Origin of the sequence: Tenacibaculum sp. nBUS_03, from assembly GCF_051201695.1 — a bacterium.
Classification (GTDB): domain Bacteria; phylum Bacteroidota; class Bacteroidia; order Flavobacteriales; family Flavobacteriaceae; genus Polaribacter.
Genome location: NZ_CP179214.1, coordinates 678,809 through 696,581 on the forward strand (window position 1 = coordinate 678,809; position 17,773 = coordinate 696,581).

Annotated in this window: 21 protein-coding genes; 2 read left to right on the forward strand and 19 right to left on the reverse strand. The window is 32.0% G+C overall.

The annotated features are described in order from the left end of the window. Nucleotides 1–48 precede the first annotated feature (48 nt). Both ACMFBB_RS03125 and ACMFBB_RS03130 read left to right on the forward strand, forming a co-directional pair. A complete protein-coding gene (locus tag ACMFBB_RS03125; RefSeq protein WP_435263001.1) occupies nt 49–1,263 on the forward strand; it encodes a sensor histidine kinase in 1,215 nt (404 codons plus the stop codon). Next, nucleotides 1,256–1,951, forward strand: a complete 696-nt coding sequence (locus ACMFBB_RS03130; protein ID WP_435263002.1) for a response regulator transcription factor — start codon at nt 1,256–1,258, stop codon at nt 1,949–1,951. Before ACMFBB_RS03125 ends, ACMFBB_RS03130 begins: the two co-directional genes overlap by 8 nt. A gap of 319 nt (nt 1,952–2,270) precedes the next feature. On the opposite strand, the gene ACMFBB_RS03135 is transcribed toward ACMFBB_RS03130, so the two are convergent. From ACMFBB_RS03135 to ACMFBB_RS03225, 19 genes are all read right to left on the reverse strand, one after another. Next, nucleotides 2,271–3,446, reverse strand: coding sequence for a hypothetical protein (locus ACMFBB_RS03135; RefSeq protein ID WP_435263003.1), 1,176 nt, complete (start codon nt 3,444–3,446; stop codon nt 2,271–2,273). A 395-nt stretch (nt 3,447–3,841) separates the two neighbouring features. After that, nucleotides 3,842–4,180: a hypothetical protein gene (locus tag ACMFBB_RS03140; RefSeq protein ID WP_435263004.1), complete on the reverse strand. Its 339-nt coding sequence runs from the start codon at nt 4,178–4,180 to the stop codon at nt 3,842–3,844. 5 nt (nt 4,181–4,185) lie between these two features. Further along, nucleotides 4,186–4,590: a DUF5675 family protein gene (locus tag ACMFBB_RS03145; protein WP_435263005.1), complete on the reverse strand. Its 405-nt coding sequence runs from the start codon at nt 4,588–4,590 to the stop codon at nt 4,186–4,188. After that, nucleotides 4,590–4,910, reverse strand: coding sequence for a hypothetical protein (locus ACMFBB_RS03150; protein WP_435263006.1), 321 nt, complete (start codon nt 4,908–4,910; stop codon nt 4,590–4,592). The genes ACMFBB_RS03145 and ACMFBB_RS03150 overlap by 1 nt, the downstream gene beginning before the upstream one ends. An 8-nt stretch (nt 4,911–4,918) precedes the next feature. After that, nucleotides 4,919–5,770, reverse strand: coding sequence for a hypothetical protein (locus tag ACMFBB_RS03155; protein WP_435263007.1), 852 nt, complete (start codon nt 5,768–5,770; stop codon nt 4,919–4,921). After that, the gene (locus ACMFBB_RS03160) at nt 5,761–5,898 is read right to left on the reverse strand and encodes a hypothetical protein (protein WP_435263008.1); all 138 of its coding nucleotides are present in this window, start codon (nt 5,896–5,898) and stop codon (nt 5,761–5,763) included. The genes ACMFBB_RS03155 and ACMFBB_RS03160 overlap by 10 nt, the downstream gene beginning before the upstream one ends. Then, nucleotides 5,895–8,816 carry a hypothetical protein gene (locus tag ACMFBB_RS03165; RefSeq protein ID WP_435263009.1) on the reverse strand — a complete coding sequence of 974 codons (2,922 nt, stop codon included), beginning with the start codon at nt 8,814–8,816 and terminating at the stop codon, nt 5,895–5,897. Before ACMFBB_RS03165 ends, ACMFBB_RS03160 begins: the two co-directional genes overlap by 4 nt. Continuing rightward, on the reverse strand, nt 8,816–11,428 hold the full coding sequence (locus ACMFBB_RS03170) for a phage tail tape measure protein (RefSeq protein ID WP_435263010.1): 2,613 nt from the start codon (nt 11,426–11,428) through the stop codon (nt 8,816–8,818). The genes ACMFBB_RS03165 and ACMFBB_RS03170 overlap by 1 nt, the downstream gene beginning before the upstream one ends. 4 nt (nt 11,429–11,432) lie before the next feature. Beyond that, on the reverse strand, nt 11,433–11,651 hold the full coding sequence (locus tag ACMFBB_RS03175; RefSeq protein WP_435263011.1) for a hypothetical protein: 219 nt from the start codon (nt 11,649–11,651) through the stop codon (nt 11,433–11,435). A 116-nt stretch (nt 11,652–11,767) separates the two neighbouring features. Then, nucleotides 11,768–12,103, reverse strand: a complete 336-nt coding sequence (locus ACMFBB_RS03180) for a hypothetical protein (protein WP_435263012.1) — start codon at nt 12,101–12,103, stop codon at nt 11,768–11,770. Between the two features lie 3 nt (nt 12,104–12,106). Then, nucleotides 12,107–12,511 carry a phage tail tube protein gene (locus tag ACMFBB_RS03185; RefSeq protein WP_435263013.1) on the reverse strand — a complete coding sequence of 135 codons (405 nt, stop codon included), beginning with the start codon at nt 12,509–12,511 and terminating at the stop codon, nt 12,107–12,109. A gap of 12 nt (nt 12,512–12,523) precedes the next feature. Next, nucleotides 12,524–12,889 (reverse strand): hypothetical protein, encoded by a 366-nt coding sequence (locus ACMFBB_RS03190; RefSeq protein ID WP_435263014.1) that lies wholly within the window; start codon nt 12,887–12,889, stop codon nt 12,524–12,526. Next, entirely contained in the window at nt 12,886–13,356 is a 471-nt protein-coding gene (locus ACMFBB_RS03195) for an HK97-gp10 family putative phage morphogenesis protein (RefSeq protein WP_435263015.1), read from the reverse strand. The genes ACMFBB_RS03190 and ACMFBB_RS03195 overlap by 4 nt, the downstream gene beginning before the upstream one ends. Continuing rightward, entirely contained in the window at nt 13,349–13,684 is a 336-nt protein-coding gene (locus ACMFBB_RS03200) for a phage head closure protein (protein WP_435263016.1), read from the reverse strand. The genes ACMFBB_RS03195 and ACMFBB_RS03200 overlap by 8 nt, the downstream gene beginning before the upstream one ends. Further along, nucleotides 13,684–14,238 carry a head-tail connector protein gene (locus tag ACMFBB_RS03205; RefSeq protein WP_435263017.1) on the reverse strand — a complete coding sequence of 185 codons (555 nt, stop codon included), beginning with the start codon at nt 14,236–14,238 and terminating at the stop codon, nt 13,684–13,686. The genes ACMFBB_RS03200 and ACMFBB_RS03205 overlap by 1 nt, the downstream gene beginning before the upstream one ends. 2 nt (nt 14,239–14,240) lie before the next feature. Continuing rightward, nucleotides 14,241–14,411: a hypothetical protein gene (locus ACMFBB_RS03210; protein ID WP_435263018.1), complete on the reverse strand. Its 171-nt coding sequence runs from the start codon at nt 14,409–14,411 to the stop codon at nt 14,241–14,243. A 59-nt stretch (nt 14,412–14,470) separates the two neighbouring features. Next, on the reverse strand, nt 14,471–15,796 hold the full coding sequence (locus ACMFBB_RS03215; protein ID WP_435263019.1) for a phage major capsid protein: 1,326 nt from the start codon (nt 15,794–15,796) through the stop codon (nt 14,471–14,473). After that, on the reverse strand, nt 15,783–16,406 hold the full coding sequence (locus ACMFBB_RS03220; protein WP_435263020.1) for an HK97 family phage prohead protease: 624 nt from the start codon (nt 16,404–16,406) through the stop codon (nt 15,783–15,785). Before ACMFBB_RS03220 ends, ACMFBB_RS03215 begins: the two co-directional genes overlap by 14 nt. Then, nucleotides 16,399–17,625, reverse strand: coding sequence for a phage portal protein (locus tag ACMFBB_RS03225; protein WP_435263021.1), 1,227 nt, complete (start codon nt 17,623–17,625; stop codon nt 16,399–16,401). Before ACMFBB_RS03225 ends, ACMFBB_RS03220 begins: the two co-directional genes overlap by 8 nt. Between the last annotated feature and the right edge of the window lie 148 nt (nt 17,626–17,773).

The window sequence follows — 17,773 nt, forward strand, 5'->3', positions numbered from 1 at the left end:
AATGTTATTACTAAATTATTTGTTATTAAGTCATTAAATTTGTTGTGAATGAATAAAAAAAAAATTTACATACATGCTATTTGTTATGCAGCAGCTCTATTAATTTTACTTATTATCCAGATAAACTGGATATGGAAAACTGCTGAAATTAAAGAAGCTTTATTTAATAAAAAAGCTTCAATGGTACTTTCTAAAACAGCTGATTTATTGAGCGAGAAAAAAGAGTTATGTTCTTCTATCAATGAATGCATAGGTGATAAAGAAGTTTATACCATTGACTCTTTAATACAAACAAACATGAAACTATATGGTTTTCTTTTAGAATATTCATTTGGAGTTTCTAATAAAAAAGGAAATAAATATTTTAAAGGTGATATTAAAAAAACTAATTCTTTCAATACAGTTGTAAAAAACGAAAATTTATTACACGATTTAGATCTTGTACTATACCTTCCAAAGAAGCAAGAATTTATTATTAAAGAAATTGGAGGACTATTTTTCATCTCTATAATTATGATTTTAATAGTAATATTTTTGTTTTGGAAAACGACATATTCACTGATTAAAGAAAAGAGAATACTCAAAGAAACAAAAGAACTTTTCAACAATATGGCTCATGAATTTAATACTCCAATAACTAATATAAATCTAGCTGCAAAAATTTTACAAAGAAAAGAAGCCAACCATTTAGGTAAAAATTTAACTCACTACTCTCAAATTATATTAAATGAAAATAAAAAACTTAAAGATCATGTACAAAAAGGACTTAGATTAACCGAACTTGATTTATGTGAGACTGCTATAACCAAACAAGAATTTGATTTACATCAAGTAATTGACAAAGCTGTAAAAGCTATGAAAATACAAATAGATAATAAGAATGGGAAAATTAACTTATTATTAAGAGCCGAAAAAATGATGCTTCGAGCAGATAAATCTCATCTATTTAATATACTTTGTAATTTAATAGATAATGCTCTCAAATATTCACGAAAAAAACCAGAAATATTAATTCAAACAATTAACACAGAAAATAGTATAAAAGTAAGTATAACTGATAACGGAATAGGCATAAAAAAAGAGTTTCATCAAAAGATATTCAATCGTTTTTTTAGAGTAAATGATGATATTAAAGTAAAGGGATTTGGCATTGGCTTAGCGTATGTAAAAAAAACAATTGATTTACACAAAGGAAACCTTTTATTAGAAAGTATAGAAAATAAAGGTACAAAACTTACAATTACACTTCCTTTAAATGAATAAAAATAAAAAAATATTATTAGTTGAAGATGATGAATATCTTGGTCCTTTACTTCAAGATTACCTATCAAATGAAGGGCTGTCCGTAACACTTTGTAAGGACGGTGAGACTGGATTTTCTCTATATAAAAAAGAAGCTTTTAATCTTTGTCTACTTGACATAATGATGCCTTTCATGGATGGGTTTACATTAGCAGAAAAAATAAGAAACGAAAACAAAAGTATTCCAATTATTTTTATTACTGCTAAATTTTTAAAACAAGACAAGCTAAAAGGATATGCTATCGGAGCAGATGACTACATTGTAAAACCCTTTGATGAAGAAGAGTTACTTTGGAAAATTAAAGCAATTTTAAAAAGGTTTAATATTAAAAGCACTAATTCAAAAATAAATAATATCCAAATAGGAAATTTTGAGTTTAATCACAACGATCAACTTTTAACTTTCAGAAATATTAGAAAACGATTGACAGAAAAAGAATGTGAAATTTTAAATTACATGTATACACATCAAAATAAATTGATAAAGAGAGAACAGATTCTTAAAGATTTATGGGGAGAAAATGATTATTTTTTGGGTCGAAGTCTAGATGTTTTTATTACTAAACTAAGAAAATATTTTGTTAATGATAGTAGATTAAATATAGAGAATGTTTACGGAGTTGGATTTATATTCCACATACCAAAATAACTATATTAAAAAACTCAGAAAATCCTATGAAATAGAATTACAACCCTAAAATTAAAAATAAACAATTAAATATCAATCAAATACCTTGTTTTCACTGTCATATTATTGAATAAAACAACTAAACTTTAACAAAAAAATTGTTTACTAAATAATTAATTTTGTGAATTTTTATCTAAAGTAATAAAGAATATGCTTTATATAAAACTATAACTTCTTTTATGAAGTAAACCATCTTCGGTGAGAAAAAATATTGATTATATACTTGTTTATTAAATTCTATTAAAACCCAGCTATTCAGCTTTTAGTTTAAAGTATATTTCTATTCTCTAAAATCAACAATAATTGGCGTTTTAGAAGTAGTACTGTTTATATATAAATCAGACTCACTTACAAAAGCTATTATAATATTTACCTTTCTAGGATTTACCTGAAAAATTTGTTGCAACCTTTCTTTAATAAAAGAATAAACTTTATTAATTTCAGATTCTTTAGTAGTCATTTTTATCAATAAAAACTTAACATCAATTTGAGTCTCAGAATTAAAATATAGCTGTATTTGAAAACGAGTAACAATCTCAAAAAGCCATTCAAAATCATCTATAAAATACGCTTCGGCATCTACTGAAAATGATTTCGATTCTCTAGACTTCAACGTTAAAACTCGTTTACTTCCATGTTGCTTTAAACTGCCCATATCTCCCATATTATATCGAAAAACTGGAAATCTTTTTCTCAGTAAATTAGTTACCACCACCACTCCATTCCCGTCATTATCTGGACTGTCAATCTCTACAATTATATCATCTAATATATTGAATGACATTGGGGATTGTGAGTAATTTGACCATCCCCAAATCCCCGTTTCAGCCGAGCCATACAATGAAAAAATTTGCTTAGTTCCAAAAGCTTCTTTAAGTAAGATTACTTGCGATTGTAATAAAAACTCACCTGCATACATTACATTTTTTATGAATAATGATAACTTATTATCTAGTATATACCTTGCAAATAATACTAATTTTGAGGGTGTTCCCATTACAATATTCACTTTGAACTGTAATGCACTATTGAATACTAAATCAAAAGATGAGGATGCACCTAATGAAATAGTTGTAGCATTGCATTTTTCTAAAACATCATCTACAATTGCTGCTGTTCGATACATGTCTTTGTAACTAAATAAGTTTAATGCTATTGTTTTAGATGAAAACATTCCAAACTTAACCAACTCCTTAGCTAATAACTTACGTTGGTATAAATTTTCTTCTATATCTACAGGAAAAATTAATGGTTTAGCTGATGAACCTCCTGAACGAACTAAATAGACACCTTTTAACTCATCTTCTAGCTTAAACTTAGTACTTAAAGTTTTTCTTAAAGTATGTTTTTCTATTGGTAATACCTCAGATATCAACTGAACATCTTCATAATACTGTTCAAATAAAGAAGATTTTTTTACTATAGCAAAATGTTCCTTCAGCTTTTCATTTATCATTACTTTGTTTATTTTTTATATTTGTGAAGAAAAAAGTATTGTATTTGATTAAAAAATATCGTTCTATACCTAATAATAAATTTTGTTTTTTGAGATACTGAGTTTAAACTATTCATAGCATGAACAAAAAAAGCACCTCAAAACCCTTAAAACCAGTTGTTTAAAAATAAAGTTACCACCATAGTTACCAAAAACACTGTTTTTAATCTTGTTTTGGTCTTTTCTGTAAAATAATGTAACATATCTATATTTTTAACTGACTCAGGAGGATGAAGTAAAAATATAAAAAAACCTCAATTAAGACGCTTTTTTATATATAAATACTATTTAGAAGATTGTTATTTATTCCTTCATTTGTTAAATTTAATATTGTTATAGAGTTTTCTTTAAACTATCTATTTTTTTAGCCACCTATGAATACGTCTCTTTCTTGAATCAGACAATCCAGATATATCCACACAATTACTTTTAGCAAAGTTATTTATTGGTTTTTGGTTGTTTTGAGGACTTAATACAATTTTAATGCTATCAGACTTTTTAATTTTCCCTATCGAAATTTTATTATCTATTTCATTTTTTACTGTTTCTTTCTGAATCGCCTCTAACAAAGTAGGTGTAAATAGTTCTATACTTTGCTTATTTGAATAAGTAGATGCAAAATAACCGATACCAGCCCCTAAAAGGGCTGATACGATTACTATTCCTAAATTCTCTGCGGTGTTTTTCCAGTTCATAATTATTAATCTAATATTGTTAATTCAAATTCTTTTGGCATTATAGAAAGTATTCTTTTCATAGTTTTCTTACTAGAGGTAACATCCCTGTAACCGTCTCCGTTAATATCCTTAAAAGAATTACCAACTAAAATACAACCTCTAGTATCTGTGTAATAATTTCCAAAATGGATTAAAATTAAAGACCTACCAGGAACATCTTTTACATGATAATGCCATCCATATTTTGAAGAATACCTAAGCTCACAACGATATACCAATGCAGGAATACAACTAATACTATTTTGGTTTCCTCTATCTGGTAGCTCCAATGCTTTAACCGATAGCAAACATTCTGAGCCATTAAAAAATTTAAGAGAGGATAAGATTTGCTTATCCTCATAAAACTGCCTTTTAAGTATCGCTTTCATTATGGATGTGTTTTTTTATAAATGTCAAACTCTTTTTTTAATGCATTATATTTTTTTCTCCAATGTTCATCAACCTTTTCTACCTTGGACTGAACTTTAGATATATCAATTTTATGATTTTCCTTTAAGCTAGCCATTTCAGATACCACATCATCAAACTTCTTATCATAATCTTCAACAAATTTATCATAAGCAGTCTGCATTCCTGAAAGCGCATCTGTCTTTCTTTTTTTACGCTGAAGGTAAGAATCATACAAACCTCCTGCTCCAAATAAAACTGCTAATACTGTACCTATATTATCAACTATATACTGCTTCATTTTATTTACTATTGCGGTGTATAAACGTTTGTAAAAAAAGTACCTTGTATCCCTAAATAATCTCCGTCACCACCTCCTCCAAAAGAAATATTTGTGACTCTTCTTGAAGTACCTCTTTCAATTATCAAAAGACGATTACCAACTAATAATGTGCTTAAATTGAAAAAATCAACTCCCGATTCTATACTTGTACTTACAAAATGGTTAATAGAAGATGAAGACGTGTACAAATTAAGATTAGCATCATTTAGAAACGGAATTCCAGTTATATATGCTCCTCGATTATCTCTACTTGTATCATTTATATTTGCGGGGTCAGAAATTCCAATCATTTTAATATAAAAGTGAGCAATATTTCCTAGTCGAATAAGCTTTCCTGTTGATGAGTTAGCCGTATATTCATCATCTTGAGTCGCATATAACCTAGGCGTAAAGTCTACTTCCTCATAAAAATCTTTTGGATGACCTGCTCCGCCACTTGGGATAGCAAAATCAGCTTGCAAAACCGTACCATCTTCCTTTATAAGTTTTAAAACCTTAGTAGTGTCTCCTGAAATTGATATTGATTTAATAGCTCTGTCTAGTTCGGTAAAAAACACCTTACGCCAAATATTAGACACCCCAGGCACATCTGACAACCGAATGGTATTTGGAAGAACTCCAATATACCGATAATGATTTCCTTTATGAATCCTATAAATCGGCTCACCAATATCTTCCAGTAATTCTCCAATCTTAAAAGGCTTTAATCCATTATTAACTTGATCTATTGCTGCATTAATTTTCTTCGCTCCCTCTCGAAGCGTATCCCCTGTTCCATCATCTGGCTCTTGACCTATTTTAATTTTTTCTAAAAACATTTTTTATCAAATTTTAACCCTGTATTATCAAACTTTTTTACCGTGCTATCAAAAGTTACCCTTTGTCCTATTGTGTTATCATATTTAGGCACTTTAAATCGTAGCTTATGAATTATATTATTTTTCATAAATGAAAACTTTGTGTTATTTGATTTGACCCTATCTCACCAGCCTGCAACCATACCCTAAAATTATCCCCCTGTTCTAACCTAATTTGATATTCCTGTTTTTGCTGAACTTCCTGATATACCGGAAGTCCCTTAATAACTCCAGTCCATTGTTCTAATTCCTGATACACCAAATGCAAAGGCGTAGGTAAATTACCCTGAAATTCAGCAGTAAAACTCAGAACCCTTCCTTCTATTGACGTTTTTTGAATAGCAATACTCCCATCAACAACAGGGTTAACTAGAACCACCTCTTTATTAGAAAATACATCTCCTTGTTTTACAAAAACCTCATAATACCCTCGTTCCTGAGAAGTCATTGCATAAGGAAAAGACAAAGTATAATCCCCTTTTAAATCATTAATATTCTTAGAAAATTCAAGTCCTGAAGTAACACCTCCATTTGCTGGATGGTCAGTAAAATGTAAAAACTTAACCACAGCATCAACAACAGTAAAATCTGTAAATTCATAAGAAACATTAATAGACCAAGGATTAAATAATTGAGGAGCAACCGCAACTACCCCTATATTAATTGACGGATTTAAAGTAACTGGTATTGTAGTATCAATGATTTCACTCGGTACTTCCTGATAATCATTACATTCAATAAGCGTTACCTCAGAAAGCCCTTCTGATAAATCAAGGGTTAGATTAGTTACATACAAATCTTTTTGAGCTACGTAATTGAATTGGAATAAATACAACGGATTTAAAAGCCTTGTTAGCGTTCCTTGTAAGCATAAGAACGGCTTAGAAGTAAGCCATGCATACATACTAGACAAACCTCCACCTAAAGCTGATACTTCAGTGTTTTTTGCACCTAAAACAACAAACTTATCCATCCAATAATTTAAATAGTTTACCTCTCCTGCTGATGCTTTTGGTGCAATATACAGTTGCTCATTTTCATCAGACAAAAACCAACTTGGAGCTACACTTCCAAAAGAAACTTGTTTTATTACTGAAAAGTCACCCTGATCTTCTACTGTATATTTATCTTTTGGTATTTCTTCAAAATCGCTTGCTACTTTTCTATACAAACTATAACCGTTTAGAATTAACTGCTGATCATTTTTGAAAATTCCTATTTCAGCATTTCTATACCATAGCTCCCCTGCATTATAAAACTCTTTTACTCTGTGATACCTTTTACGAAGAACCTGCTCTCTTACCATTAGCTCTCCTGCATCCATTAACCTTTGTATTTCTTTTGAAAAATAAAATCTTCTCTCTGATAGATTCATCCTCGAAGTACCATGAAAAACAGACTTTTTATAAACCAATGTAAAGTCCTCAGCATTTTTTACACAGTAAAACTCATTTTTCTCTTTTTCTGTTTTTAAGTGTAATTTATGTAAAGCTACTTTAGCACTTAGTTTCGGATGCTCCAATACAGGATATAACCGAACAGTGTAAAACCCATCTTTTTCAAACAAAAAAGAATCTACTTTTAAAACACATTTCAAATACCCTGAAGCCTCAAAATCAAAATCAAATAAACTACCAGGTAATGTATCATCAAGCGTAGAATACACCATTTGCTCTGACGATTTACCCTGCGTTAAATGCTCTTTATAATAAATAGCTATGTGTACTAATTTTTTTACTTCTCCTGATTCTATTAAACTTTTAATTTCATCAGCAGTAACACTATACCCATTAAAAGCCACTCCAAAATCAACGAAAAAAGAACCTTTGTTCTCTTTTTCTACCCCTCCATAAACAAAAACATACTCTTTAAGCGTTAGGTAGTTATCTGCTAAATCTTCTTTAGCTATAAAACTTTCTTGATTGGTTTGAGTAACAGCTTCATTTTTAAAACTTAATAACTGTACATAAGGCCCTATAAGAGTTTGACTTCTATTTTCGTAAATAGAAAAACCTTTTATATAACTATATAACCCACTTGTATTTATGGCATCATTAACATACACACAAACAGTATAAGCCCTGAACCGATCATCAGATTTTAGTTGTTTTAAATACCGCATACTATTATCAGTATGATCCGCATGGAAGTTCTCAGGAAAAGCAGTAACTAAATCTTCTGGAAGTAACCATTTAGTGTTTTCTGACTCCCATTTCACTTCAACCTTAGCAGTAGGTTGTTTTACCGTTAAAAAAGGTTTTGATAAAAAACGTCCTGTTACTTTTCTTCGAGCTTCCTTTTGATCTCCCAAATACTGAAAGTAAAAACCACTGTAAGAATATCTATGAAAAGTTATTTCTTGCTCACTAAATCTATTCAACCCTAAAACATACCACTGAGAATTTACCTGAACTAATTTACAACCCAAGCTCTCCAAACATGCCAACATAACTTCATAGACAGTCATATCTTTATAACAAACAGTATCAACTTCTAACTCTTTATAATTAAAATCAAAAGCTGCATTTGTAAAAGCAGGCGCAAAATTAAGAGGTAAATCTAATCCCGTTAATATTAAACAACGTAACAACACCTCTATAACTGATTGTTTTTTACTAGTAGTACCTAAAAAATCTAATCCTTTTAACCTACCAATACCATCAGTAGCTACAAACTCAACAAAAAAACCTCCTGAATCATAAGGCTCTGCAAATTGTTCAGGTAATAAAAAACCAGTAAATACAGTAGTTACTTCTCCATTCTCTTCTGACTCCAATAAAACCTTATAACGTGTTTCCGAACCAGTAAACAAATGCCAAAAAGTAGCATTTTCACTATCAGGTACAAGCATATTAAAATGAAGCTCTGCCGTCATTAAGTTTTGCAACTTATCATCCGTACCGTTATAAACCAACTTAGGAGAACTCATTTGAGTATCCTCTAAACGTAACTCACGATTATTTTCATGAGTATCTATAATCTTTATATCGAAATAATCTGTATTCATTAAGTAGTTCGGGTTTTTCTAATATCATGCTGATTAAGAGCTACTTTTAATTTACCTAGCTCAGTCCAAACCAACCCTCCTACTTTTATATCAAGGTTTTGTGAAGCTGGTGTAATTAATTCTTTTAACTTATTAAGTGGAGCAACAACCTCTGGATTACTACTTGCTCCTGCATACTCACCTATAAGCGCATTGGTAGGACGATAAACAATTCCTCCTTTAGCAAAAGGCACAGCATTACCTTGAGATTGCTGTGTTGCTAAATTGCTAAAAACAGAACCTACAGCAATAAGAGCAACACCTGCTGCAATAGCTGCAAACGGATTCGTAAAAGCTAAATGAATGGCCTTGGCTGCAACTCCAACTTGTATTGCTGCTTTTCCTAATTTTTTAAGAAAATCCCCTACTGTTCTTAGAATCATCCCTCCAATATCAGCAATAGTAACGCTACCTGTAAACAAACCACCTATCATTTCACCAAAACCTGCTAAAAACGAACTGGTACTTTCTGCTATGATATTTGAGGTTTGTTCTGAAAAATCAATAAAAGATTGTTGGATACCCTGTAACTCTGTTTTAAGTTCTTCACCTTCAACTTTTATTCCTTCAACAATACCTAAGTTAACAGTTTGCTCTAGTTTACCATCTTCCCCTCTTTGATCGGAAAGAATACCTGTAACCTTTCTTCTACCTCCTTTATTCGATGTATCAGAAGGAACAACAGAAGCTTTTTTTACCTTATTTAAAGAAGTTACCAAATCATCATTATCAGATATGTAATCTCTTAAACTATCTCTTAAATCTTCTAATGCCGTTTTTTCTTTTCCGTAATTCTCAGCAATGATTGCACTTTGCTCAATTTGAAATTGTGTTTGATTTCCAAAACTTTTTAAAGCCGCACCCATATTCTGCCATAAACTAGGTTTAATAGCTTCATTTTGCCCTAACTGTAAATCAAGTAGCTTCTTTTCTACCTCCACCATTTTCTCTTGCGCTGCTTGAACTTTTGCTTTTACCAGTAAAGCATCTATCAACTGATTTGTTGCATCTTTAGTCTTTTGAGTATTAATATTCTCAAGCGATAGAAAATCTAAATACTTCGGGTACTGCTTTTTTAATGCATCAATTGCTTTTAATCGTTCTTTCTTTGATTTTCCTTCATCACGCGCTACAATAAGGTTTTTATCTAACTGCAACTTTTCATCCGCGATACTCTTAGTCGCTTTTTTTGTAACCTCTGACCACTGCTCTGTAACATCTGTTAACCCTCCTAAATTAGAAGTCAACAACAAAACACCACTAACTACAGCTGTTAAAGCAATTGCCAAAACTCCCAAAGGATTTGCTACTATAACAGCAGATAAACCAGCAAAGGCAGTTGTTAATCCAGGTATTACTGTGGTCATTAAAAACCCTAGTGATAACAATAAAGGACCTAAAGCAGCTGCAAATGCTGAAACTACTACAATTATTTTTTTAGTAGACTCATCTAAACCATTAACCCCATGAATAACATCCTGAACAAACACACTTAAATTTTCAATTAAAGGCAAAAAAACATCTGTGAAAATTTTACCCACATCAATAAGTGAGTTTTTAAGACTATTCATAGCTACATTATACCTAAATTCAACCGTTCCAGAAGTTCCCTTAAAAGCATTGTCTGTAGCACCAACAACTTTATTCAAACTTGCAAAAATATCACGAGTAACTCCTACATTAGACCCCATTAAATCTAATACTCCTGATAAAGCCCTTACATTTCCAAAAACTGCCGATGTAGCTGTTATATTACCCTTAAACTTATCATTTAATAATTCAAGAGCAGATAATAAACCATCATTCTTAATTACATCTCGAATATACTTACTTGATAGCCCCATTCCTGACAAAGCAACCTCCGCCTCCTTAGTTGGTTTCAAAATACTAGATAAGATACCCTTTAATTGTGTTGCTGCCTCTGAAGCATTTGTTCCTGTTCTACTTAACGCAGCAAAAGTAGCACCAACCTCATTAAAAGATACATTCATTGCAGAAGCCAATGGAAGTACAGAACCCATAGACTGAGATAATTCCGAAGCATCCAACTTTCCTTCCTTTACAGCAGTGGTTAAAACATCTGTAGCTTCACTTGCTTTTAAAACTCCCGAACCATAAGCATTCATAGCACTAGTTGACAAATCTGCTATTGTCTTTATATCTCCTAAGCCAACTACAGAGCCTTTTAGCGATTGCTCCAAAACATTCATCGCATCGCTCCCCCTAAGTCCCGCAGAGGTAATATAAAACAAAGCTTCTGCTGCTGATTTTGCAGAAACACCATATTTACTAGCCATACCTTTAGCTGAATCACCCATCTCATTAACCTCCCCTACTGAAATACCTACTAAATCAGATATTTTAGAAAGCTCAGATTCAAAACTAGAAAACGATTTAGAAACCGCTATCGAAAACCCAACAAATGGAGCTGTCACCCCCACAGATAAGGTAGTTCCTAAGCCCTGTAACTGCTTACCCATTTTCTGCAGCTTTCTATTTGCATTTTGCATTTGGGTAGAAAATTGCTTTAAATCTGCAAAAAACTTAATATTTATACTTGCCAATCCTGCCATTTTATCAAAACTTTTTATCCATTTCCTCTAAGGACATTACCTTTCTTTTCTTCTTACTTTTTATCTCTTCTTCCTCCCAAGGGAACAAAAAAATATCCTGTGGCGTAAACTCCTTACTCTCTGAATAAGGAAGTAAGCAATAGTACATTTGTAGTCTTGAACGCATCCAACTACCCTTTTCCTGTTCAGCTTCTTTTCTACGAAACCCTATTAATACATTCACAAACTCACGAGGAGTTAAACTATAGAAATAGTTTATACTCATCCCTAAATCCCCACAAGCTAACTGCTCTAATTCATCAAAATCAGGGTCGAAAATATCCTCTTCCGACCCCTGAACTACTTTCCCTTTACACCTCCATTTTGTTTAGGTAGTGATTTTTGAAGCTCTGATAAAATTCCTGAGATATCCAATTCTGAAGAAAAAACCGCGTCTAAAACTTCATCAGAAGTAACACTTGACTTTTTATCAACGCTATGAATACCCGCTACCACTAAACGACCAACAAAATCTAATTGTTCAAATGTTGGGTCTTTCATTTTATCCAACTTCAATTTCTTAATAAGAGCATCAAAACCTGATACTTTTTCATACCCGTACTCCTCACAAATCATACGAAGCGCACCATATCCGAATTTTAATTCGTGCTTTTGTTTACCTATTTCTACAACCATATTTTATGAGTTTGATGCAATTGTTAACTCTCCATTTCCTTTTAACGAATAATCAAACGTAACCGCTTCGTCAGTAGTCGCTTTAATAGAGAAACTCTCTATATATGCCTGACCTTGATAAACCATATTCCCTCCTACACCATCAGTAAATTTAATATCCACCAACGCTTGTGATTGCCAAGCCTCTGAAATATCTTTTATACCATTATTTGTAGTGGGTGAATTAGCTGCATAAGCATTAGAACTTAATGACCACGATTTTTTCCCTGGAGAAGTTTCAACTCCGTCTGTATCTTTTGATGCTATTTCTTTAAAGTCACTACTAACATTTAAAGTCGCATCCTGCTCATGCAGTATCTTTTTACCTCCTATTTCTATTCGCATTACCGAACCTTCATAAAATGCCATATTTTCTACTTTTTAATTAATTTTTAAACTAAATTTTTGTTCTATAAATAACCATCCTTCATCCGTCTGAACAGATTCTCCTCCACCCTGAGAATAAAATGATTCACTATCTTTTAACGCTTCAACAACACTATCCGCTATCGCGCAACAATCATCATATTTTGTAGAAAAAGAACGAATCACTACCTCAAAACCTTTTAAGTTATTTTTTGCTTCTACTACCACAAATCGAATATGATACGTAATGAAATTTTCTCCTTCTTGCATAGGTGCTACCAAAGGATACACACTAGATTCATTATTACTTAACAAATCAGTAAGCGGTGTAAAACCACTTAAATCTTCATAAACTATTTCTGTTGCTTTTAAAAAACTCATGTACTTAACTTTTTTACTTCCTTCTCAATAAACTTAGACATTCGTTTTTCTGCATCTTTAGTTACTCCTGACTTTGTTTGCTCTAATGCCTGATCAATAAAAGGGTTACTTGCTATTTTCTTTGTTCCTGGTATTACAAACTGTCTTAAATACCAACCATCAGCGCGTTTGGTACTCCTTGGACTAATGCTAACCATTGGATTTTTTGCCTTTCTCATTACCTTTTTACCAATACTTTTTTTCCCTGTACCTGGTAAAACCCAAGTACCAAATCTTTGATTTTTCCTTTTTAAAATATGAGGAGCTTTACTTACAGGAGCTTTGCTTTTAACAAGTTTTAATGTTGGATTCGCCAACCTCATTAAAATCCTTTCTACTGGCTTTCTTTTAGTTTTATCATCACCTAATTTTTTAAGTTTTGAACTCAAGCCATCAAACCCCTCTACTTCAAACAACCCTCTACTCACGATCTAATTCTGCTTTCAATAATTGATACCTCTTTTTTCCTTCAGCTAATACTGCAATTATATTGTAATAATCACCCAAGTACTCAATACGCCTATCTGTTGCATTTACCATAGCCCCATCATAACGAATAGTAAAAGTTTTGATATTTACATATCGCACACTTCCCTCTATTTCCTCTGAACCTGAAACATCTGTAACCTTTGCCCAGCAATTTTTTAAAACTTCCCAATCATTTGAAGTAGCCCCTGAAATTGGAGACTTTTGCGCAACTTTACTTTGAATCGTTATACGCTCATTTAATTGTCCTATGTAAGTAGAGTTTGCCATTAATGGTAATAACGATATGAGCTTATCAAATTTGTAACTGTACTATTACTTAACTTTTTAGCCCTATCAGCGCGATACTCATAAAAATCAGAAACTAACAACAAAACCGCCTGCTTTATTGACTTCGGTAATTTTGTAAAACCACAAGTAACTCGAAGTTTTACAGCTTTTGAACTATTATTTGTCAATTTTGGTAAGTCTCCTAAATACTCGATTATCGTTTCAAACTTATCTACATTTTTTAAAGCGTATAAATCCTCTTCTAACTTCTTGTATTCTCCATTATCTAAATACCAAATACCCTCAATGCTTTTTTTTGTCTGAAATTTAAAGCCCAATACATCAATAAAAGAAGAACCAAGAACCTCAAATTGCTCATCTTGAACACTTCTTGATAAATACCCTGATATATGATTAATTGCTGCATCTATATACCCCTGAACTAAAACATCTTCTTCCGTAAAATCAGGCTCTATTTTTAAATGTGACTTTACCTCTGACAAACTAACTATCTCAGAAGGTTCAAACTCTTTTATCTCTATATACATTGACATAACTATTCTACTTTTTCTGCGTATTTTGTTTCAATTAGCTCTAAAGCCAATGACTCTGGAAGGTCAACAATATTTCCTATATTATAAGACAACTTGAACAACCCTGTAGGAGATAAAAGAAACTTTACCTTTATCTTTTTTATTTTTTCTTCTTTAATACTATTATCCGACATATCATAAAATTTAAATAAGTTCGACTACAAAAAGTAGCCGAACAGTCAATAATCTAAAACTATATAATCCAATCTTTAATAACTGAAAAAGCCTTTGGCTGACGAACCAACGTATCTAAAAAACTATTTACAACTAATTCAATATAACCTTCTTTTTTTCTTGAAATATTATCTACAGTTAAATCAAGAAACGCCCATTGACCTATTAAAAGCTGAGAGAAATCTCCAAATATTCCAGCAGATAAACCATCGCCAGTGCCCTTAGATAAATCTTTAGGAACTAAATTTGAAACCCCTACTTTATAACCATTAACCTCATTAACACCATTCATTAAATAATTTAAATCACCAGAACTATGTTTTGTCTTCTTTAAAACCCCCTTAGTAGATGAATTAAATAAATAAGCCATTTTATCTATATTAGCATTAGCTTCATTTATACCTGTTTCCAAATCCACAATATGAGACCATTCAGGCTTTGCCCCATTCGCTCCACCCTCTACGATATTAATGCCCTTGGTATTTAAAATCCCTAAAGGAATACCATTAGTTCCTGAACCATTAATTCCTGCATAATCTAAGGCATTAGCTGTAACTCTTCTTATATCTTCTACTGTAAACATTTGTAGATCTATTGAAGATTGCATTAAGTTTTGAAGAGAAATTAAGGCACTTGTTACATAACGGTTTGGTTTCATCTCTTTGCTACCATAAGCATTCCTAGAATTCTTACCTTGATCAACTTCACCTTCCCAAGAACCTGAAATACCTCCCTCATTTGTTGGAAACTTTAAATTCCCAGTTAAACCAGATAAAAAGCGAGCACCTAATCTTTCTAAAATTGGCTCAGGTCTTAAAAATTCTATTGGCGACTCTAATTGTGTATCAACTAAATTCCCCCCATAATCTCCATTATCTTTAGTTACTGTTTGACCAGCACTTCCTGATCTTTGTTCTTTTAAAAAATCAGTTGGTACAGCTAAACCTGAAATAGTAATATTAGCTTCTTGTGCTCTTCTTTGGGTTTCTTCATGTATCTCCTTCTCAACACCGTCTAAAATACCATTCGGTAATTGAGAACGAATCGCTTTGTGAAGATCATATTTTGACCTCATTTTAATTCTCTCTCTTTCCTCTGATTGACCCAAACCTATACCTGAAGTAAGTGGCTGTGTCTCACCAGCTTCACGCAACTCATTTTCCCAAATGATTTTTGCGCGTTTGATTCCAGGATCCATAGCATCCATTTGACTTTGTAAATCATCAAAACGTGTTGCTTCTGTTTCGTTTAATTCTCTCTTTTCACTTTGAGCTGTTTTTACCATGTCTTGTTGCTCATTATACAACTCAGCACGCTCTTCTAATAATTGTTTATACTTCCTCATGTTTAAACTTATTGCTATTAATAATTAATTGTGCTTCACGCACTGTTCTTCTTGTTTTTATTGAGTTTTGATTCTCCTTTTGTAAATCAAAGCTTCTCTTAGCTACCGAAGTGTCTTGATACGCTGGAAAAGTAACTGGAGCAACATCATAAAGCTTCTCAAACTTTTTAATTTGACGAATGTCTAAATCATCATCCTGTTCAATCCAAATCACTTCTTTTACCTTAAACTGAAATGAAGATTCAGATACATCTCCAGCTATAATTGCATCCTCTAAATCCAATGCATAACTCCTATTAGGTGTAGTGTAACGATATTTCAACCCCGCATCATCAACCCATATTTCAAGCGTACCCGATGCTGTTCTACCCAGTATATGATTAGGGTTATGGTTTAATAAACAGCGTACATCATCATTCAATACATCATCAAATGCTCCTGGTAATATTTCTTCATAAAACCAACCTCCTATTTTAGTACGTTTATTAAATAAAGCCGCAGTTCCTTCAATTACTGAAGGGTTTTTAGCATCTCCTTCCTCTCTTTTTTCAACGGATATTGGAGCTACAAAAAATCTACTTTCAGACTCTGGTATAGTATGCTTATTCATTTTCTTTAGTTTTTTGTTTTAATTCATTCAATTTTGCTTCGATAAGCTCTAAGGTTTGAGCATTAACAGGCGTTAAAGGAGCGTCTAATCCATCAATAGGATTTAATTCCAACAATCCACGAACCTCATTACGGGTCATTGATCCACAAAAAATCAACTTAGAAAAATAATCTGCCTGAGTAGTTTTATCTGATTGCAACAACGAGTTGTGATTGAAATAAAAATAGTAGCCACCTTCAACTTCTTTTTTAGTAAGTAACTTTGTATCATATTCTGCTTTAAATGCCTTTATCCAAGGCAAAATAGAATCTGATACATGAGCAATTTCTTGATGTTCTATATTTGAAAACGTAGCATTATCGAGGCTTTTTAGTTTGTGAGGCGGTATATTTAACCATCTTGCAACTTCAACAACTCCTTGCTTATGAGTTACTAAAAATTGTGATTCTTGGGGCGTTAGCTTTATATGCTGAAATGAACCCATTTCATCCAATACTGCTACTTTAAATTTATCCTTACTAGATAAACGAGTTGACAGCCCATTTGCATATCTGATTTTAGCATCTCCATCCATAGGCTTGGCTGTGGTTACAACTCCAATACCCTCTCCTTTACTTTCATAATACTCTGAAGCATATTCTTGCGCATTTAAATTAACACCCAAACTCATTGCTGCCATTGTTACGACTCCAATACCTACTATACCATTTGTAGTAAACCCTAGTACATGAATAATATCATCTGAATCATACAATTCACCGTCAATTTTATACACCAAACCTTTTCCACTATCTAAAACCTGAACAGTTTTCTTTTGTTGATCTATAAACTCTATTGAGGTAGTTCGTTGAGTAGTTTCATCTTTTACTTTAATAGCATATGCATTACCTTTAAGAATTGCACTCAAAAGCATTACTTTATCAAAAGTATATGCTGTCATATAGCTATTAGGCTTTTTTGACACTAGATAACTTAAAGAATGATTATCTATTTTTTTTCGGCTTCCATCTGTTTTTCTATATATAGACTTCGGTAGTTTTGCATAATCATTGCAAAGAATATTAACACCGTTATAAAATGCAGATAATGTTAAGGCTGTATTTGAATTGATTGGTTTACCACTTTTTGTAGCACCACCAAACAAATTAAAGAAACCACCTGAACTAACAGGTTGATTTCTTTTTTCTGAAAAAGCTAAATCTAAGGAATCGAATAACATACTTTTACATTCTAGGATGTAAAGATGCTATGAGCAGTTTTCTAAATTGGGTATATTTTATACCCTTTTTTATTTTTTATTGAAAAAACTTTTGAAAATTAGAAAACCGAAATATAACTCCACCAATAAAAGCATACAGACAAGTACA

Coding starts and splice junctions, on each gene's coding strand:
- ACMFBB_RS03125 (WP_435263001.1), top strand. CDS start 49: ATGAATAAAAAAAAAATTTACATACATGCTATTTGTTATGCAGCAGCT.
- ACMFBB_RS03130 (WP_435263002.1), top strand. CDS start 1,256: ATGAATAAAAATAAAAAAATATTATTAGTTGAAGATGATGAATATCTT.
- ACMFBB_RS03135 (WP_435263003.1), bottom strand. CDS start 3,446: ATGATAAATGAAAAGCTGAAGGAACATTTTGCTATAGTAAAAAAATCT.
- ACMFBB_RS03140 (WP_435263004.1), bottom strand. CDS start 4,180: ATGAACTGGAAAAACACCGCAGAGAATTTAGGAATAGTAATCGTATCA.
- ACMFBB_RS03145 (WP_435263005.1), bottom strand. CDS start 4,590: ATGAAAGCGATACTTAAAAGGCAGTTTTATGAGGATAAGCAAATCTTA.
- ACMFBB_RS03150 (WP_435263006.1), bottom strand. CDS start 4,910: ATGAAGCAGTATATAGTTGATAATATAGGTACAGTATTAGCAGTTTTA.
- ACMFBB_RS03155 (WP_435263007.1), bottom strand. CDS start 5,770: ATGTTTTTAGAAAAAATTAAAATAGGTCAAGAGCCAGATGATGGAACA.
- ACMFBB_RS03160 (WP_435263008.1), bottom strand. CDS start 5,898: ATGAAAAATAATATAATTCATAAGCTACGATTTAAAGTGCCTAAATAT.
- ACMFBB_RS03165 (WP_435263009.1), bottom strand. CDS start 8,816: ATGAATACAGATTATTTCGATATAAAGATTATAGATACTCATGAAAAT.
- ACMFBB_RS03170 (WP_435263010.1), bottom strand. CDS start 11,428: ATGGCAGGATTGGCAAGTATAAATATTAAGTTTTTTGCAGATTTAAAG.
- ACMFBB_RS03180 (WP_435263012.1), bottom strand. CDS start 12,103: ATGGTTGTAGAAATAGGTAAACAAAAGCACGAATTAAAATTCGGATAT.
- ACMFBB_RS03185 (WP_435263013.1), bottom strand. CDS start 12,511: ATGGCATTTTATGAAGGTTCGGTAATGCGAATAGAAATAGGAGGTAAA.
- ACMFBB_RS03190 (WP_435263014.1), bottom strand. CDS start 12,889: ATGAGTTTTTTAAAAGCAACAGAAATAGTTTATGAAGATTTAAGTGGT.
- ACMFBB_RS03200 (WP_435263016.1), bottom strand. CDS start 13,684: ATGGCAAACTCTACTTACATAGGACAATTAAATGAGCGTATAACGATT.
- ACMFBB_RS03205 (WP_435263017.1), bottom strand. CDS start 14,238: ATGTCAATGTATATAGAGATAAAAGAGTTTGAACCTTCTGAGATAGTT.
- ACMFBB_RS03210 (WP_435263018.1), bottom strand. CDS start 14,411: ATGTCGGATAATAGTATTAAAGAAGAAAAAATAAAAAAGATAAAGGTA.
- ACMFBB_RS03215 (WP_435263019.1), bottom strand. CDS start 15,796: ATGAGGAAGTATAAACAATTATTAGAAGAGCGTGCTGAGTTGTATAAT.
- ACMFBB_RS03220 (WP_435263020.1), bottom strand. CDS start 16,406: ATGAATAAGCATACTATACCAGAGTCTGAAAGTAGATTTTTTGTAGCT.
- ACMFBB_RS03225 (WP_435263021.1), bottom strand. CDS start 17,625: ATGTTATTCGATTCCTTAGATTTAGCTTTTTCAGAAAAAAGAAATCAA.